This window comes from Mesorhizobium metallidurans STM 2683 (assembly GCF_000350085.1).
GTDB lineage: Bacteria > Pseudomonadota > Alphaproteobacteria > Rhizobiales > Rhizobiaceae > Mesorhizobium > Mesorhizobium metallidurans.
The window spans coordinates 1-13603 of sequence record NZ_CAUM01000132.1 but is presented as its reverse complement, the minus strand read 5'-3'; the positions used below and the strand labels follow the sequence as shown (position 1 = coordinate 13603).

Genomic DNA, 13603 nt, shown 5'->3' with positions numbered 1-13603 from the left:
ATGCCGGCAACCGATCGCGTTGAAAGCGTGCCGTCGCATCCCTATAGAAGAACGATATTGGATTTTGCGCCGTAGAACAGGCGCTTGAGGGAATTCCAAGCGAAAGGACATTCATGCCCTGGAATGACAAGAGTGGCGGTGGCGGCGGCCCGTGGGGCGGCGGCGGCAATCAGGGTCCCTGGGGGCAGGGGCCAAAGGGGCCGAGCGGCCCGCAGGGTTCGCCTCCCGATCTCGAAGACATCATCCGGCGCGGCCAGGACAGGTTGCGGCGCGCGCTGCCGGGCGGCGGTGGCGCCAGCCCAGCCGTGTTTGCGCTGATTGCGGCAGCGCTTGTCGTGCTGTGGGCGTTCAAGGCGGTCTATACCGTGCAGCCCGACGAGGTTGCGGTTGAACTCAGGTTCGGCAAGCCGAAGGCGGAGCTCTCGCAGCCCGGCCTGCATTTCCATTGGTGGCCCATCGAAACGGTCGAGACGGCCAACATCGCCGAGCAGCTCGTAAACATCGGCGGCGGCAACACCAGCGGCGAAGGCCTGATGCTTTCCGGCGACCAGAACATCGTCAACGTCCAGTTCTCGGTGGCCTATCAGGTCGCCGATCCGAGGGCCTATCTGTTCGACGTGTCCGATCCGGACGGCATGCTGCGGCAGGTCGCCGAAAGCGCCATGCGCGAAGCGGTCGGCCGCAGGCCCGCGCAGGACATTTTCCGCGACGACCGCCAGGGCATTGCGGCCTCGGTTCGCGAAATCATCCAGACGACGCTCGACGGCTACAAGGCCGGCCTCAACGTCAATGCAATCTCGATCGAGGATGCCGCGCCGCCACGCGAAGTGGCCGACGCCTTCGACGAGGTGCAGCGCGCCGAGCAGGACGAGGACAAGTTCGTCGAGCAGGCCAACCAGTATTCCAACCAGAAACTCGGCCAGGCGCGCGGCGCGGCCGCCCAGATCCGCGAGGACGCGGCAGCCTACAAGAACCGTGTCGTGCAGGAGGCCCAAGGCGAGGCGCAGCGCTTCATCTCGGTCTATGACGAATACGCCAAGGCGCCCGACGTGACGCGCAAGCGGCTTTATCTGGAAACGATGGAGAAGGTTCTGAGGGATTCGGGCAAGGTCATCGTCGAGCAAGGCAACGGGCAGGGGGTCGTTCCCTATCTGCCGCTGCCGGCATTGCAACAGAAGGCGCCGGCGCCGGTGCTGGGAGGAAACCAGTGATGGCCAACCGTCTTCCCGTCATCGCGGTCATTGCCGCGGTCATCCTGTTCCTGCTCTATTCCTCGGTGTTCGTGGTCAATGCGCGCCAGCAGGCGCTGGTGCTCAGATTCGGCGAGATCGTCGACGTCAAGAATGAGCCCGGTATCTACTTCAAGGCGCCGTTCGCGTTCTTCGATGCCGACAGCGTGCAATTGATCGAGAACCGGGTGCTGCGCTTCGACCTCGACAACATCCGCGTCCAGGTGTCGGGCGGCAAGTTCTACGAGGTCGACGCCTTCATCGCCTATCGCATCTCGGATCCGCGGGTGTTCCGCGCCGCGGTGTCGGGTCAGATCGAACTGGCCGAGGCGCGACTGAGGACGCGTCTCGACGCGGCACTGCGCCGTGTCTACGGTCTGCGCGACTTCGAGGCGGCGCTCTCGGAAGAGCGGGCCGTGATGATGCGCGAGGTGCGCGATCAGCTCAGGCCCGACGCCACGTCGCTCGGCCTGCAGATCGAGGATGTCCGCATCCGCCGCACCGACCTGACGGCCGAAGTCTCGCAGCAGACTTACGACCGCATGAAGGCTGAGCGTCTGGCCGAAGCCGAGCGGCTGAGGGCGCGCGGCAACGAGGCGGCGCAGCGCATCAAGGCGCGTGCCGACCGCGAGGTGGTGGAGATCGTCGCCGAGGCGCAGAAGGAATCGGAAATCCTGCGCGGCGAGGGCGAAGCCCAGCGCAGTGCCACCTTCGCGGCGGCCTACCAGCGCGATCCGGCTTTCTTCGATTTCTACCGGTCGATGAATGCCTATGGCACGGCGCTGGACAATACCGGGACGACGATGGTGCTGTCGCCGAGCTCGGAGTTCTTCCGCTTCTTCCGCGATCCCGACGGCGGGCAGACGCCGCCAAAGCCGCCGGCAGCACCTGCCGCGCCGGCGCAGCCAGGCACCGGCCAGTAACGGCCGGTGCAGGATTTCCTGGCGGCAATAGGCCTGGTCCTCGTTATCGAGGGCCTGGTCTATGGCGGCTTTCCCGGCCTTGCCAGGAAACTCGCCGGTGAAGTGCTGTCAATGCCGGAGAACGCGCTGCGGATCGCGGGGCTGGCGGCGATTGTCATCGGCGTCGGCATTGTCTGGCTGGTGCGTGGCTGATGACGGCGATGCTTTAATGGTGCCGGCGTAACGGAGGATTTATCCTCAGCCGATAGTCAAGGCCGCAAACGTGCCGTATTTTTTGCCAACATGGCGTGACGCAGCGTTTTTGCCGAAGCGCTTATCTTTTCAGAAACACTTATCTCTTCAGAAAAACTGGGAGACTTCTCGATGACATCCAACACCCTTCTGCGCGCGGCGAGGCGGACGTTCATCGCCGGCACGGCGGCACTCATTGTCGGGCCCCTTGCCGTCCCGTCCTTCGTGACGCCTTCGGCAGCTGCGGACGGGCCGCCTTCGGTCGCCGATCTCGCGCAGGGCCTGCTGGGCGCCGTGGTCAACATATCGACCTCGCAGACGGTCAAGGGCACGGAAGGTCCGGGCGCGGTGCCGATGCCGCAGCTTCCCGAGGGGTCGCCGTTCCAGGATTTCTTCGACGATTTCTTCAAGAACCGTGGCGGCGACAAGGGCAGTGCGCAGAAAGTGCAGTCGCTGGGCTCCGGTTTCGTGGTCGACGCCGAGCAGGGCATCGTGGTGACCAACAACCATGTCATCGCCGATGCCGACGACATCGAGGTGAATTTCTCCGACGGCGTGACGCTCAAGGCGACGCTGGTCGGCGCCGACATCAAGACCGACGTTGCGGTGCTGAAGGTCGATCCGAAGGGGCAGAAGCTGACGGCGGTGAAATTCGGCGATTCCAACAAGATGCGTGTCGGCGACTGGGTGATGGCGATCGGCAATCCGTTCGGCCTCGGCGGCACGGTGACGGTCGGCATCGTCTCGGCCCGCAATCGAGACATCAGTTCCGGTCCCTATGACGATTTCATCCAGACCGATGCCGCGATCAATCGCGGCAATTCCGGCGGCCCGCTGTTCAACAGCGTCGGCGAAGTAATCGGCATCAACACGGCGATCATCTCGCCGTCCGGCGGTTCGATCGGTATCGGCTTCTCCATTCCCTCGCAGCTTGCATCTGGCGTCGTCGACCAGCTCCGCCAGTTCGGCGAGACGCGGCGCGGCTGGCTCGGCGTGCGTATCCAGCCGGTGACGGCCGACATCGCCGAAAGCCTCGGCATGGCGACCGCCAAGGGGGCGCTGGTCGCCGGCGTCATCAAGGGCGGGCCGGTCGACAATGGCACCATCCTGGCGGGCGACGTCATCATCAAATTCGACGGCAAGGACATCCAGGAGATGCGCGATCTGCCGCGCGTCGTCGCGGAAAGCACGGTCGGCAAGGCGGTCGACGTGGTCATCGTGCGCAAAGGTGTCGAGCAGACCGTGAAGGTGACGCTCGGCCGGCTCGAGGACGGCGAAAAGCTTGCCAGCGGCGAAAACGGCAACACCGATCAGGACGACGGCGACAAGGCGCCGGCCGTTTCGACGGCTTCCGTGCTCGGCATGACCGTCGGCGAACTCAACGACGAGACGCGCACGAAATTCGGCATCGCCGCCGATGTCTCCGGCGTCGTCATCACCGATGTCGCCAAGGATTCGGCCGCGGCCGAACGCGGCATCCAGGCCGGTGAGGTGATCACCGAGATCGCCCAGGAATCGGTTGCCACGCCCAAGGACGTCATGGACCGGATCGGCGCGCTGAAGGAGCAAGGCCGCAAGAACGCGCTTCTGATGCTGGCGTCGAAGACGGGCGAGTTGCGGTTCGTGACTATAAGAATGGACTGATGCCGGCATCCTCACAGGTATGTTGAACATCCCATGGGACGCAAAAAGGTTGGAGCAATGGAGACGGCTGCCGATTTCCTGCGTCGACGGGCCGGAGATGCGTCGGAGGACGATTTCGCCAAAGTGCTCGACAAGGTCGCCGTCAAATCGCCGCACCCCGGCGATGAACTACCTTCTGACAGGCCCTGATCAGCGACGGCTCTTTCGCCAGTCCTCGGCTGTCAGCCTGTACAGCACATGACGTTTGAGTTGCGGATGTGTATCCGGAACCCGGGAGTTGTCGAAGTCGCCGGAAAAGTCGCGGCCCATGCCAAGACGTTCCATCACCGCCGTCGAGCGAAGGTTGTTCCACACGGCGAAGGAGACGATCTCGGTCAATCCAAGCGTTACAAACCCATAGGCGAGCCATGCCTCTGCCGCTTCCTTGACGTAGCCACGGCCCCAGAATTCAGGTGCAAGCCGCCAACCGATTTCTATCGTGCCGGCCGGCGCTATGGGTTCGATCTCGGCAAGATTCAGACCGACAAAGCCGATGCACTCGCCGGATGCAGCAATCTCGACAGCTGACCAGCCATAGCCGTCGCGGTCAACGGCGTCCTGAAATTCGTCCATCTTGGCGTCGGCGGCGGCACGGTCGCGGCGGAACGGAAAGAATTCCATGACGCGCTCGTTGGAATTGATCCGGTGAAAGAGGTCGCGGTCGCGCTCCGCCCAATTGCGCAGGATCAGGCGCTCGGTGCGGATCGGTCTCATTCTGCAAATTCCTCGCGCCGGTACCCCTGCAGATAAAGCAGCGCCGTCAGGTCGCCATGGTCGATGCGGACCTTGGCCTCGGCCGCCACCGCCGGCTTGGCGTGCAAGGCGACGCCAGTACCGGCAAGACGGATCATGTCGAGGTCGTTGGCGCCGTCGCCGACGGCGATGGCGTCGGCGGTTGTCAGTCCGAGGCGCGCCGAAATCTCGAGCAGCGCGTCGGCCTTGGCGGCGCGGCCGAGGATCGGCTCGGCCACCATCCCGGTGAACTGGCCATCCTTTTCGATCAGGCGGTTGGCGCGGTTCTCCTGAAAGCCGAGCATCGCCGCGATGCGCGCGGTGAAGACGTTGAAGCCACCGGATATCAGCGCCGTCCAGGCGCCGTTGGCACGCATGGTCCGCACAAGTGCGCGGCCACCGGAGGCCAGCGTCAGCCGGTTGGCGATGATGCGGTCGACCACGGCGGCGTCGAGACCTTTCAACAACGCCACCCGCTCGCGCAAGGCCGGCTCGAAAGCGATCTCCCCATTCATCGATCGCGCGGTGATCGCGGCAACGCGATCCTTGACGCCGATCTCGTCGGCAAGTTCGTCGATGCATTCCTGGTCGATCATGGTCGAATCCATATCGGCGATGAGGAGCTTCTTTCGCCTTGCCTGGGCCTGCTGAACGATCACGTCGACCGGCTCAGTGGCGAGCGCGGCGCGCAGACTGGCGGTCGCTTCCGTGGTTTCGGCTGTCTCGGGCAAAGCGAGATCGCAGGCGATCCCTTCGGCAAGCCAGCGAACAGCGCTTGCGCCGACCGACCGTGACGCCATATTCGCAATCGCCGGCGACAATGCGCGGCCGGCGGGATGGGATACGAGCGTGGCGATCAAGGGCGTGGCAATCGGGGGCATCGAGAATTCCGGCGGGCAGGCGGGCGAGGGCCGCGTGAAGAACGCGATCCTGATAGCCGGGCCGACCGCCAGCGGCAAGTCGGCGCTTGCGCTCGATCTCGCCGAACGCAAGGGCGGCGTCATCGTCAACAGCGATTCCATGCAGGGCTATTCGGTGCTCGATGTGCTGACGGCGCGGCCGGGCGCCGCCGAACTCGCCCGCGCCCCGCATTATCTCTACGGCCACGTCCATCCCTCCACCGCCTATTCCACCGGCGCCTGGCTGCGCGACGTGACCAGGCTGATCGAGGAGGGCACGTTCTTCGACCGGACGGTGATTTTCGTCGGCGGCACCGGGCTTTATTTCCGGGCGCTTGCGGAAGGCATTTCGGAAATGCCCGAGATTCCGCAACAGGTCCGCGACCGCTGGCGCTACGAACTCAAGGAGCAGGGATCGGCCAAGCTGCATCGCATCCTGCTGCGCGAGGATTCGGCGGCCGGCATGGTGCTGAAGCCGAGCGACGGGCAGCGCATCGTGCGGGCGCTGGAGGTGCTCGATGCTTCGGGCCGGTCCATTCTCGACTGGCAGGCGATGCGCGGCCGGCCGCTGGTCGACAGGGCCAGCGCGCGCTTCTTCGTGATCGAACCCGAGCGGGCCGCGCTGGTGAGCCGCATCGAGGCGCGGTTCGACCGGATGCTGGACAACGGCGCCCTTGAAGAGGTCAGGCGACTCGCCGCACTTGGCCTCGATGCCGACCTGCCGGCGATGAAGGCGATCGGCGTTCGTGAACTCCGGGCGGCGATGGCAGGCGAGCTAAGTTTTCCCGAAGCGATCGAGCGCGCCAAGATCGCGACGCGACAATATGCCAAGCGACAGGCCACCTGGTTCAGGCATCAGTTGGGCCCGGAATGGCAGAGATTGCGCCCTGGGGATGATGTGAAATCCACGATTTCGGCGGCTGTTTCCGGTGCAAACTGAAAAGTTGATCTCGAAGCGCAATTTCCCGTCGAAGTTGTCTCGATTAACTCTCCGTAAGGCCCCTGCGTGCCATAAGGTTTCCAGGAATTTTCCAGCGGCGGCCAGATGCGTTTCCACAAGGCGGAATCAGCCTTTTTCGTGTTTATCTTCGTGATCCTGGCCGCTGGCCTGGTGACGCTTCACGCTTATGGGCTTCTGCAAGCCTTTGCCAACGAGCTTGGCACGCCCTCCAAGGTCGACGAGATCGTCTATCTCAACAAGCTGCTGTTTATGACCGGCGTGCTTTTGGCGACCGCCCTGTTCTTCGGCATTTTCTTCATCTACCCGCTGATCCGCAAGCAGGCGACGGAAGAAGGCAAGCTGCGCGCCATGACGGTGTCGCTCAGCGCGCGCTCGGAAACGCTGGAGCATGCGGCGCTGACCGACAGCCTGACCGGCATGCAGAACCGGCGCTATTTCGACGATGCGCTGAAGGAATATCTCGAGGAGTTCCGCCGCGTCGAGAAGCCGGTCGGGCTGATGATCCTTGACCTCGACCATTTCAAGCAGGTCAACGATACCCATGGCCATGATGTCGGCGACGAGGTGTTGCGGGCGGTCGCCAACTGTCTCAAGGACATGACGCGCTATCACGACGTGGTGGCGCGGTTGGGCGGCGAGGAGTTCGCTGTGGTCACTCCCAACATGGACGCCGAACTTCTGTCCAAATTCGCCGAGCGCATCCGCAAGGCGATCGCCAACATGTCGATCTTGTCAGGCAATGTCCGCCTGAAGATCACCACCAGCGTCGGCCTTGCCGTCTGGGACCGCAAGGAAACCGCCGAAGAGTTCTATCGCCGCGCCGATCGCCAGCTCTATGAGGCGAAGAGGCAAGGCCGCAACCGCGTCTGCGCCTAAAATCCCGTCAGGAAATTCGTGAGGCTGGTCGCCTGGCGCAGTTTTCTGTGCTTCCGGTGCTCGCGTACTATAAGTACGCTCCGCTCCGGTTCTCGAAAACAGTACCATCCGACTCAGCCTGACGAATTTCCTGACGGGATTTGCCCAAGCTGGCCACCGAAGCAGAGCCCTTGGAAGCTCAAATTTGTTAACAGAAGGACGTAACGCCGCAGGCTCAGTCGTTTTGCGGGCGCAGGCCGAAGGTGGCCGGCTTGAGGCCGTAGCGCATGTCGAAATCGTCGTCCGTTTGCGCGCGCGCGACGAGCGGTTTGCGGTAGTCGGGATCGCCGGCCTGCCGGCCCGAATCCACGACTTCGGCGAAAGCCATCGCCTGCTGCGGCTTCGGCACGTTGCGCAGCCTTTCGACGATCGCCACCAGGTCGACGTCATTGCCGGTTTCGGACGGCAAGGCTTGTTCGCGCTTGGCCGTGCCTGGGATCAGGTCTTCGGACATTTTCTCGAACTTCAGCCGCATCGTCGTCGCCACGCCTTCACCGAAGGCGATGGCTTCGCGCTGACCCATGGAAGACAGGAAGGCAAGCGTCGAGGCCGAGGAGTCGGCGATCGCCGAGCGGATGATCGCCTGGTCCTGCTCGTTGGCGAGCCGCATGGCGAAGAAGGTCGAGCACTGCGACAGGATCGTGGGATCGAGCTCTCCCGGGCGCTGGGTGACGACGCCGAGATAGCAGCCATATTTGCGGCCTTCCTTGGCGATGCGCGACAGCGCGTGTCGGGTCGGCGCAAAGCCGAGACGCGGATCGGCCGGCATGTAGCGGTGCGCTTCCTCGCACAAGAACAGCAGCCGCAGCCGGCCTTCGCTCCACAGAGCCAGGTCGAAGGCCAGACGGGCCAGCACCGAACAGACGGAATTGACGACTTCCGATGGCATGCCGGCCATCTCGAAGCAGGTTACCGGGCGGCCGTGATGCGGCACGCGGAAGATGTTGCCGATCGTCTCGTGGATGGTGTCCTCGATCAGGCGTGAATTGAACATGAAGCGGTAGCGCGGATCCGCGGCCGCCGATTCGATACGCGTCTTCAGCGATCTGAGGGTGGGACGGTCATTCTTGCTTTCCAGCAATCCCATGCGCTCGTCGATCTGCTTGATGAGATCGGCAATGCGGTAGGGCACCGGCGTGTCCGCGGTCATCGCGTCGGCGCCTCGCCTGAGAGAGGTGCCCGAGTTCGGGTTGCGGTACAGACTCTTGGCGGCGGGGATGAGATCGCGCAAGGCATCGACTTCCTCCGGCACCGTCTCACGACCGCGAAACAGGACTTCGGCGAATTCCTCGAGCTTGAACATCCAGAAGGGCAGATCCAGCGTCGTCGAGTCGACCTTGACGCAGTATTCCGGCAAGGACGCCGCAAACTCGTTGTGCGGATCGAGAATGAGGATGCGCAGATCGGGCCTGGCGGCGATCGACTTGCGCAAGAGCAGCGAAACGGCGGTGGATTTGCCGACGCCGGTGGTGCCGACAATGGCGAAGTGGCGCGCCAGCGTGTCGTCGATGGCGATGTTGGCGTCGATCGTCTCGTCCTGCGACAGCGTGCCGATGGTGATCGAATGGCGCCCGGCAAGATCGTAGACGGCCTGCAGGTCGCGGCTGCGGATGCGATGAGCGATGGCGCCGATATGTGGATAGCAGGTGATGCCCCGGTCGAAAACCGGCTTGGCGCCGGGCCTGGCGCCGTCGCGAACCTCGCCGATGAGCTCGATGCTGACTTCGATCGGGTTCTGGCCCTCATTGCTCCAGGCGCGATCCGACTTGCCGATGCCGTAGACCAGACCGACAGTTCGCGTGTCGCCGAGATTGATGGAGATCATCTTGCCGACCGTCCATTGGCCGGTGACCGTGCCTTCGGCATCCTCGGCATAGGCGCTGATGGTGGCGCGCGCGCCGTCGCACTGAACGACATTGCCCAGAATGCGCTTGTCGTTCTGCTCCGCAGTACGGCGCTCCTGCAGTGTCGGCTCTCCGACGGAGGCTTGGCGTTCGACGAACATGAGCAGGCTGTTTCCCATTCCCCAGGAGATCGACCTTACAGCGGCGGGGTTAAGGTGGGGTGAGGCCGGATGGTGCAGGGGGCCTTAAGCCATTCGCGAAAATTGAATCAAACTGCCTTTGCGCTACTCGGAGAATTCGATATATTGAACGAATGGATGATATAGCGAATGATATCTCTTCGACCATCGGCAGGCGGATACGCTCGGAAAGGATCCTGCGAGGCTGGTCCCTGACCGAACTCGCCGACCGATCGGATGTGTCGAAAGCCATGCTGAGCACGATGGAGCACGGCAAGACAAGCCCGACCGCGGCACTTCTCGTGCGTATCGCCGCGGCCTTCGGGATGACGCTTTCCACCCTGATCGCGCGGGCAGAATTGCAGGGTGGCCGGTTGCTTCGCGAAAGCGACCAGCCGGTTTGGCGCGATCCAGCCACCGGTTATGTCAGGCGGCATCTTTCGCCGGTCTCGGACATGCCGCTTGAATTGATCCGGGTCCAATTGCCGGCGGGAGCCAAGGTTAGCTTTCCGGCAGCGTCCTATGCCTTCATCAGGCAGCAGATCTGGCTGATTACCGGACGCCTGGAATTCACCGAAGGCGATGTCGTACACAATCTCGAACCAGGCGACTGCCTGGCGCTTGGCGCGCCATCGGATTGCACCTTCCACGCTCCGGGACCGGATGCCGCCGACTATCTGGTCGCGCTGGCAAGAGGCTGAGGCGAATGGCGCGTCGCCCGAAACGCTCGCACAATGGCGGGCCGCCGCTCGACGACTACAAAGGGCCACCATGGGGCAACGGCGACCCTTACATCTTCCTTGCCTGGCAGGCTGCGCATGCCAAGGCCTGGAAGGCGCCGAGCCGTGACGTGATGCTGATGCGGATGGAAAAGGCCGAACGACTGGGTCTGACCTATGAGGAATATACGCTCGAAATCCTGGAACGCGGGCTGCATCTGCAGCCGAAGGACACCGATCGCATTGCCGCGATCAAGGCAACACGAAAGCGACGCCGAGCCAGCCGCCTGGATTGACGGCAGCATCTGCATCAGGCCGATCGCTCCATCGCAGTCAAGGACTTCGCACGCATGAGTTCCATCGAAATCAAGGCACTGACGCAGGCCGCGGAAATGCGGGCACTGCTGACCGACCTGCTGATCGAAACGGTCGCTGCCGGCGGGTCGGTCAGCTTCATGCATCCGCTGTCGCGGGAAACTGCCGGCGCCTTCTGGACGAAGTCGCTTGCCGCGGCGGCAAGAGGCGAAAGAGCAGTGCTTGGCGCATGGGACGGCGAGGTGCTGGTCGGCACCGTCACCTTGCTGCTCGACTGCCCTCCCAACCAGCCGCACCGGGCCGAGATCGCCAAGCTGATGACCCGCGTCGAGCATCGCGGCAAGGGCGTGGCGACCCGCCTGATGCGGGCCGCCGCTTGGCGGCGCGCTGAGCGATTTCGGCATCAACGACAAGTTCATGAAGGAACTCGGGTCGAGCCTTCAGCCCGGCAACGCGGCACTCTTCGTGCTGGTCCGCAAGATGACGGCCGACAAGGTACTTGAGGATCTGAAGGGATCGGGCGGCACCGTGCTGAAAACCTCGCTCGACCACACCAAGGAGCAGGCTCTGCGCGACGCGCTGGCAGCCACGCAGGACCAGCCGGTATCCGCACCGGCTGTCTGACTACAGAGAGGCGCGGCATTCGCTGCACCTCCCCCTTTGTGCCTTTTCCCGTTGCTATCCCTTGTGATGCACCTGCTGCAGCCCGTAGACCGGCGTTGCGATGCCTTCGTGCCGTGCCTTCAACTGCAGCGACAGGAATTGCGAATAGTGGCGTGACTGGTGCAGATTGCCGCCATGGAACCAGAGCGCTTCCTGCTGGGTCGGCTTCCACATGTTGCGCAATTCGCCTTCCCAGGGCCCGGGATCCTTGGTGGTGTTCGAACCCAGTCCCCAACATTTTCCCACCTTGTCGGCGACCTCTCGGGAGATGAGGTCGGCCGCCCAGCCATTCATCGAGCCGTAGCCGGTGGCGTAGACGATGAGGTCGGCCGGCAGGTCCGATCCGTCGCTAAGCAGGACCGAATGCTCCTTGATCTCCTTGACCTCGACGCCGGCTCTCAGCTTGATCGAACCGTCGATGATGAGGTCGGACGCGCCGACGTCGATATAGTAGCCCGAGCCGCGCCTGAGATATTTCATGAACAGGCCGGAATCGTCATCGCCCCAGTCGAGCATGAAGCCGGCCTTTTCCAGCCCCTTGTAGAACTCGGCATCGCGCTTCTTCATCTCGGCATAGGCCGGTATCTGGAATTCATGCAGGATCTTGTAGGGCAGGGAAGCAAAGATGAGGTCGGCCTTGGCTGTCGTCATGCCGCCTTGCACGGCTTTTTCCGAGTAGAGCGAACCCAGTCCGATTTCCATCAGCGTGTCGGATCTGGAGATATGCGTGGTCGAGCGCTGCACCATGGTGACGTCGGCGCCGGCTTCCCAAAGGGCCGCGGCGATGTCATGGGCTGAGTTGTTCGAGCCGATGACGACGGCGCGTTTGCCGGCATAGGCATCCGGGCCGGGGTGCTTCGAGGAATGGTGCTGATCACCCTTGAAGCTGTCCATGCCCTTGAAATCAGGCATGTTGGCCTTGCCGGACTGTCCCGTCGCCAGCACCAGCTGCTTCGGTTTCAGCGTGATATCCTTGCCGTCGCGGTGGACGATGACTGTCCATTCCTTTTTCTTGTCGTCATAGGTGGCGCTCTTGGCCTCGGTCGAGGACCAGTAATTCAGCTCCATGACCTTGGTGTACATTTCCAGCCAGTCGCCGATCTTGTCCTTGGGTGAGAAGACCGGCCAGTTCCTGGGGAAATCGATATAGGGCAGATGGTCGTACCAGACCGGGTCGTGCAGGCAGAGGGACTTATAGCGCTTGCGCCATGAATCGCCGGCGCGCTCGTTCTTCTCGACGATGATGGTCGGCACGCCGAGCTGCCGCAGCCGGGCGCCGAGCGCGATGCCGCCCTGGCCGCCGCCGATGATCAGCGTGTGGGGCTGCGTCTTGAAGCCGAGTTCGGCCACCTCCTTCTCTCGCTCTTCTTTCCAGGTCGGACGATTCTTGCCGTGGCCATGCCTGGCGCCCATCGGTCTGGCGAAGCCGGCCGGCTCCTCGTGGCCTTTCAATTCGACCATGGTGGTGAGCAGCGTCCAGATCCTGGCGTCCTTCAGCCTGATATGACCGAAGCCGCGCGCCGCCTCTGTCTCGAAGCTGATCCACCCCTCCAGCAGCCCGTCGCTTTCGCTCGCATCCTCGCCTTCGGCGATCGCCCAGTGCGACGGTTTTGTCTTCGCCAACTGGCTGATCAGCATGTCCCGCACCTGGTCGCGGCCTTCCATGGTCTTGATGTTCCAGGTGAAGGTGACGAGATCGCGCCAATAGCAGTCTTCCTGAAAGCATCCGACCGCGCTGTCGACATCGCCGGCGGCAAGTGCGGCGCCGAACCGGTCGAGCAGGTCTGACAGTTTCTTGTTTGGGGCCTTGTCGAGCATCAATTTCCTCCCGTGACGTCGTGGTCGTTTGCTGTGGCTTCGCCGCGCCCTCCCAGCTCGGTCGGCTGGAGTATCGCGGCAAAATGCGCACCGCGTCACGTCGTCAAATAGTTTGGTGTGGTTTCAGCTACTTATCGAGACTTTGGCGCCACTGAGGATACTGCTGAAGCGGTGTCTTGCGGCGAAACGACTCGAAGCGGTGATTGATCCGAACCGGTCAATGTCACTCACAGGGGAATCGCATTTGGGATCTGACAGACAATTTCACGGGGCCTTGCCCGATTTGGGCGCATCGATTCTACCCGTAGGCGTTCGAATCACGTCGCGGGAGGTCATCACTTGGAAGAGTTTGCCACGTGCTGGGAGGGTCTCGAGGATCCGCGGACCGGGAACGCTGGTCTGCATGACCTTCATGAGCTCTTGATGATCGCCCTGTGCACGGTGCTCAGTGGCGGGCAGGGTGCGGTGGACATGGCGCTGTTCGCCAAGTCG

General features: G+C 63.1%; 16 protein-coding genes. 12 read left to right on the top strand and 4 right to left on the bottom strand.

Features of this window, described 5'->3' with window-relative positions; all coding sequences use genetic code 11:
* Positions 1–113 precede the first annotated feature (113 nt).
* The 5 genes from hflK (at position 114) to MESS2_RS33865 (ending at position 4216) form a co-directional block, all read left to right on the top strand.
* Complete coding sequence (gene hflK / locus MESS2_RS21655) at positions 114–1211, top strand: FtsH protease activity modulator HflK (RefSeq protein ID WP_008876589.1); 1098 nt, start codon at positions 114–116, stop codon at positions 1209–1211.
* Positions 1211–2152: a protease modulator HflC gene (hflC, locus tag MESS2_RS21650; RefSeq protein ID WP_008876588.1), complete on the top strand. Its 942-nt coding sequence runs from the start codon at positions 1211–1213 to the stop codon at positions 2150–2152. Before hflK ends, hflC begins: the two co-directional genes overlap by 1 nt.
* Positions 2153–2158: 6 nt before the next feature.
* Positions 2159–2344, top strand: a complete 186-nt coding sequence (locus tag MESS2_RS21645) for a DUF2065 domain-containing protein (protein WP_008876587.1) — start codon at positions 2159–2161, stop codon at positions 2342–2344.
* 171 nt (positions 2345–2515) lie between these two features.
* Positions 2516–4027 carry a DegQ family serine endoprotease gene (locus MESS2_RS21640; RefSeq protein WP_008876586.1) on the top strand — a complete coding sequence of 504 codons (1512 nt, stop codon included), beginning with the start codon at positions 2516–2518 and terminating at the stop codon, positions 4025–4027.
* Between the two features lie 57 nt (positions 4028–4084).
* Complete coding sequence (locus tag MESS2_RS33865; RefSeq protein ID WP_280113327.1) at positions 4085–4216, top strand: hypothetical protein; 132 nt, start codon at positions 4085–4087, stop codon at positions 4214–4216.
* Here MESS2_RS33865 and MESS2_RS21635 read toward each other — a convergent pair whose 3' ends face one another.
* Both MESS2_RS21635 and serB read right to left on the bottom strand, forming a co-directional pair.
* The gene (locus MESS2_RS21635) at positions 4217–4780 is read right to left on the bottom strand and encodes a GNAT family N-acetyltransferase (protein ID WP_008876585.1); all 564 of its coding nucleotides are present in this window, start codon (positions 4778–4780) and stop codon (positions 4217–4219) included. It lies immediately after the preceding gene.
* Positions 4777–5679, bottom strand: coding sequence for a phosphoserine phosphatase SerB (gene serB / locus MESS2_RS21630; RefSeq protein WP_083918658.1), 903 nt, complete (start codon positions 5677–5679; stop codon positions 4777–4779). The genes MESS2_RS21635 and serB overlap by 4 nt, the downstream gene beginning before the upstream one ends.
* Here serB and miaA point away from each other — a divergent pair.
* Both miaA and MESS2_RS21620 read left to right on the top strand, forming a co-directional pair.
* Complete coding sequence (miaA, locus tag MESS2_RS21625) at positions 5669–6637, top strand: tRNA (adenosine(37)-N6)-dimethylallyltransferase MiaA (RefSeq protein ID WP_040593706.1); 969 nt, start codon at positions 5669–5671, stop codon at positions 6635–6637. The genes serB and miaA overlap by 11 nt on opposite strands.
* Positions 6638–6742: 105 nt before the next feature.
* Entirely contained in the window at positions 6743–7534 is a 792-nt protein-coding gene (locus MESS2_RS21620; protein WP_008876582.1) for a GGDEF domain-containing protein, read from the top strand.
* Positions 7535–7748: 214 nt separating this feature from the next.
* Here the strand turns inward: MESS2_RS21620 and MESS2_RS21615 are convergent, their stop codons facing one another.
* Positions 7749–9578 (bottom strand): ATP-binding protein, encoded by a 1830-nt coding sequence (locus MESS2_RS21615; RefSeq protein ID WP_008876581.1) that lies wholly within the window; start codon positions 9576–9578, stop codon positions 7749–7751.
* 152 nt (positions 9579–9730) lie between these two features.
* Between MESS2_RS21615 and MESS2_RS21610 the strand changes: the two genes are divergently transcribed.
* The 4 genes from MESS2_RS21610 to MESS2_RS33045 are packed head-to-tail and all read left to right on the top strand — an operon-like array spanning position 9731 to position 11254.
* On the top strand, positions 9731–10297 hold the full coding sequence (locus MESS2_RS21610) for a helix-turn-helix domain-containing protein (protein ID WP_008876580.1): 567 nt from the start codon (positions 9731–9733) through the stop codon (positions 10295–10297).
* Between the two features lie 5 nt (positions 10298–10302).
* Positions 10303–10611: a hypothetical protein gene (locus MESS2_RS21605; protein WP_008876579.1), complete on the top strand. Its 309-nt coding sequence runs from the start codon at positions 10303–10305 to the stop codon at positions 10609–10611.
* Between the two features lie 54 nt (positions 10612–10665).
* On the top strand, positions 10666–11133 hold the full coding sequence (locus MESS2_RS21600) for a GNAT family N-acetyltransferase (protein ID WP_008876578.1): 468 nt from the start codon (positions 10666–10668) through the stop codon (positions 11131–11133).
* Entirely contained in the window at positions 11048–11254 is a 207-nt protein-coding gene (locus tag MESS2_RS33045; RefSeq protein WP_008876577.1) for a DUF1269 domain-containing protein, read from the top strand. The genes MESS2_RS21600 and MESS2_RS33045 overlap by 86 nt, the downstream gene beginning before the upstream one ends.
* A gap of 54 nt (positions 11255–11308) precedes the next feature.
* On the opposite strand, the gene MESS2_RS21590 is transcribed toward MESS2_RS33045, so the two are convergent.
* A complete protein-coding gene (locus MESS2_RS21590) occupies positions 11309–13111 on the bottom strand; it encodes an NAD(P)/FAD-dependent oxidoreductase (protein ID WP_008876576.1) in 1803 nt (600 codons plus the stop codon).
* 339 nt (positions 13112–13450) lie between these two features.
* Here MESS2_RS21590 and MESS2_RS32420 point away from each other — a divergent pair.
* A partial coding sequence (locus MESS2_RS32420; RefSeq protein WP_167332458.1) for a transposase family protein occupies positions 13451–13603 on the top strand: 153 nt, incomplete at its 3' end.

What these genes read in the sequence shown, in the direction of transcription:
- hflK (WP_008876589.1), top strand. Translation starts at nt 114, where the DNA reads ATGCCCTGGAATGACAAGAGTGGCGGTGGCGGCGGCCCGTGGGGCGGC.
- hflC (WP_008876588.1), top strand. Translation starts at nt 1,211, where the DNA reads ATGGCCAACCGTCTTCCCGTCATCGCGGTCATTGCCGCGGTCATCCTG.
- MESS2_RS21640 (WP_008876586.1), top strand. Translation starts at nt 2,516, where the DNA reads ATGACATCCAACACCCTTCTGCGCGCGGCGAGGCGGACGTTCATCGCC.
- MESS2_RS33865 (WP_280113327.1), top strand. Translation starts at nt 4,085, where the DNA reads ATGGAGACGGCTGCCGATTTCCTGCGTCGACGGGCCGGAGATGCGTCG.
- MESS2_RS21635 (WP_008876585.1), bottom strand. Translation starts at nt 4,780, where the DNA reads ATGAGACCGATCCGCACCGAGCGCCTGATCCTGCGCAATTGGGCGGAG.
- serB (WP_083918658.1), bottom strand. Translation starts at nt 5,679, where the DNA reads ATGCCCCCGATTGCCACGCCCTTGATCGCCACGCTCGTATCCCATCCC.
- MESS2_RS21620 (WP_008876582.1), top strand. Translation starts at nt 6,743, where the DNA reads ATGCGTTTCCACAAGGCGGAATCAGCCTTTTTCGTGTTTATCTTCGTG.
- MESS2_RS21615 (WP_008876581.1), bottom strand. Translation starts at nt 9,578, where the DNA reads ATGTTCGTCGAACGCCAAGCCTCCGTCGGAGAGCCGACACTGCAGGAG.
- MESS2_RS21610 (WP_008876580.1), top strand. Translation starts at nt 9,731, where the DNA reads ATGGATGATATAGCGAATGATATCTCTTCGACCATCGGCAGGCGGATA.
- MESS2_RS21605 (WP_008876579.1), top strand. Translation starts at nt 10,303, where the DNA reads ATGGCGCGTCGCCCGAAACGCTCGCACAATGGCGGGCCGCCGCTCGAC.
- MESS2_RS21600 (WP_008876578.1), top strand. Translation starts at nt 10,666, where the DNA reads ATGAGTTCCATCGAAATCAAGGCACTGACGCAGGCCGCGGAAATGCGG.
- MESS2_RS33045 (WP_008876577.1), top strand. Translation starts at nt 11,048, where the DNA reads ATGAAGGAACTCGGGTCGAGCCTTCAGCCCGGCAACGCGGCACTCTTC.
- MESS2_RS21590 (WP_008876576.1), bottom strand. Translation starts at nt 13,111, where the DNA reads ATGCTCGACAAGGCCCCAAACAAGAAACTGTCAGACCTGCTCGACCGG.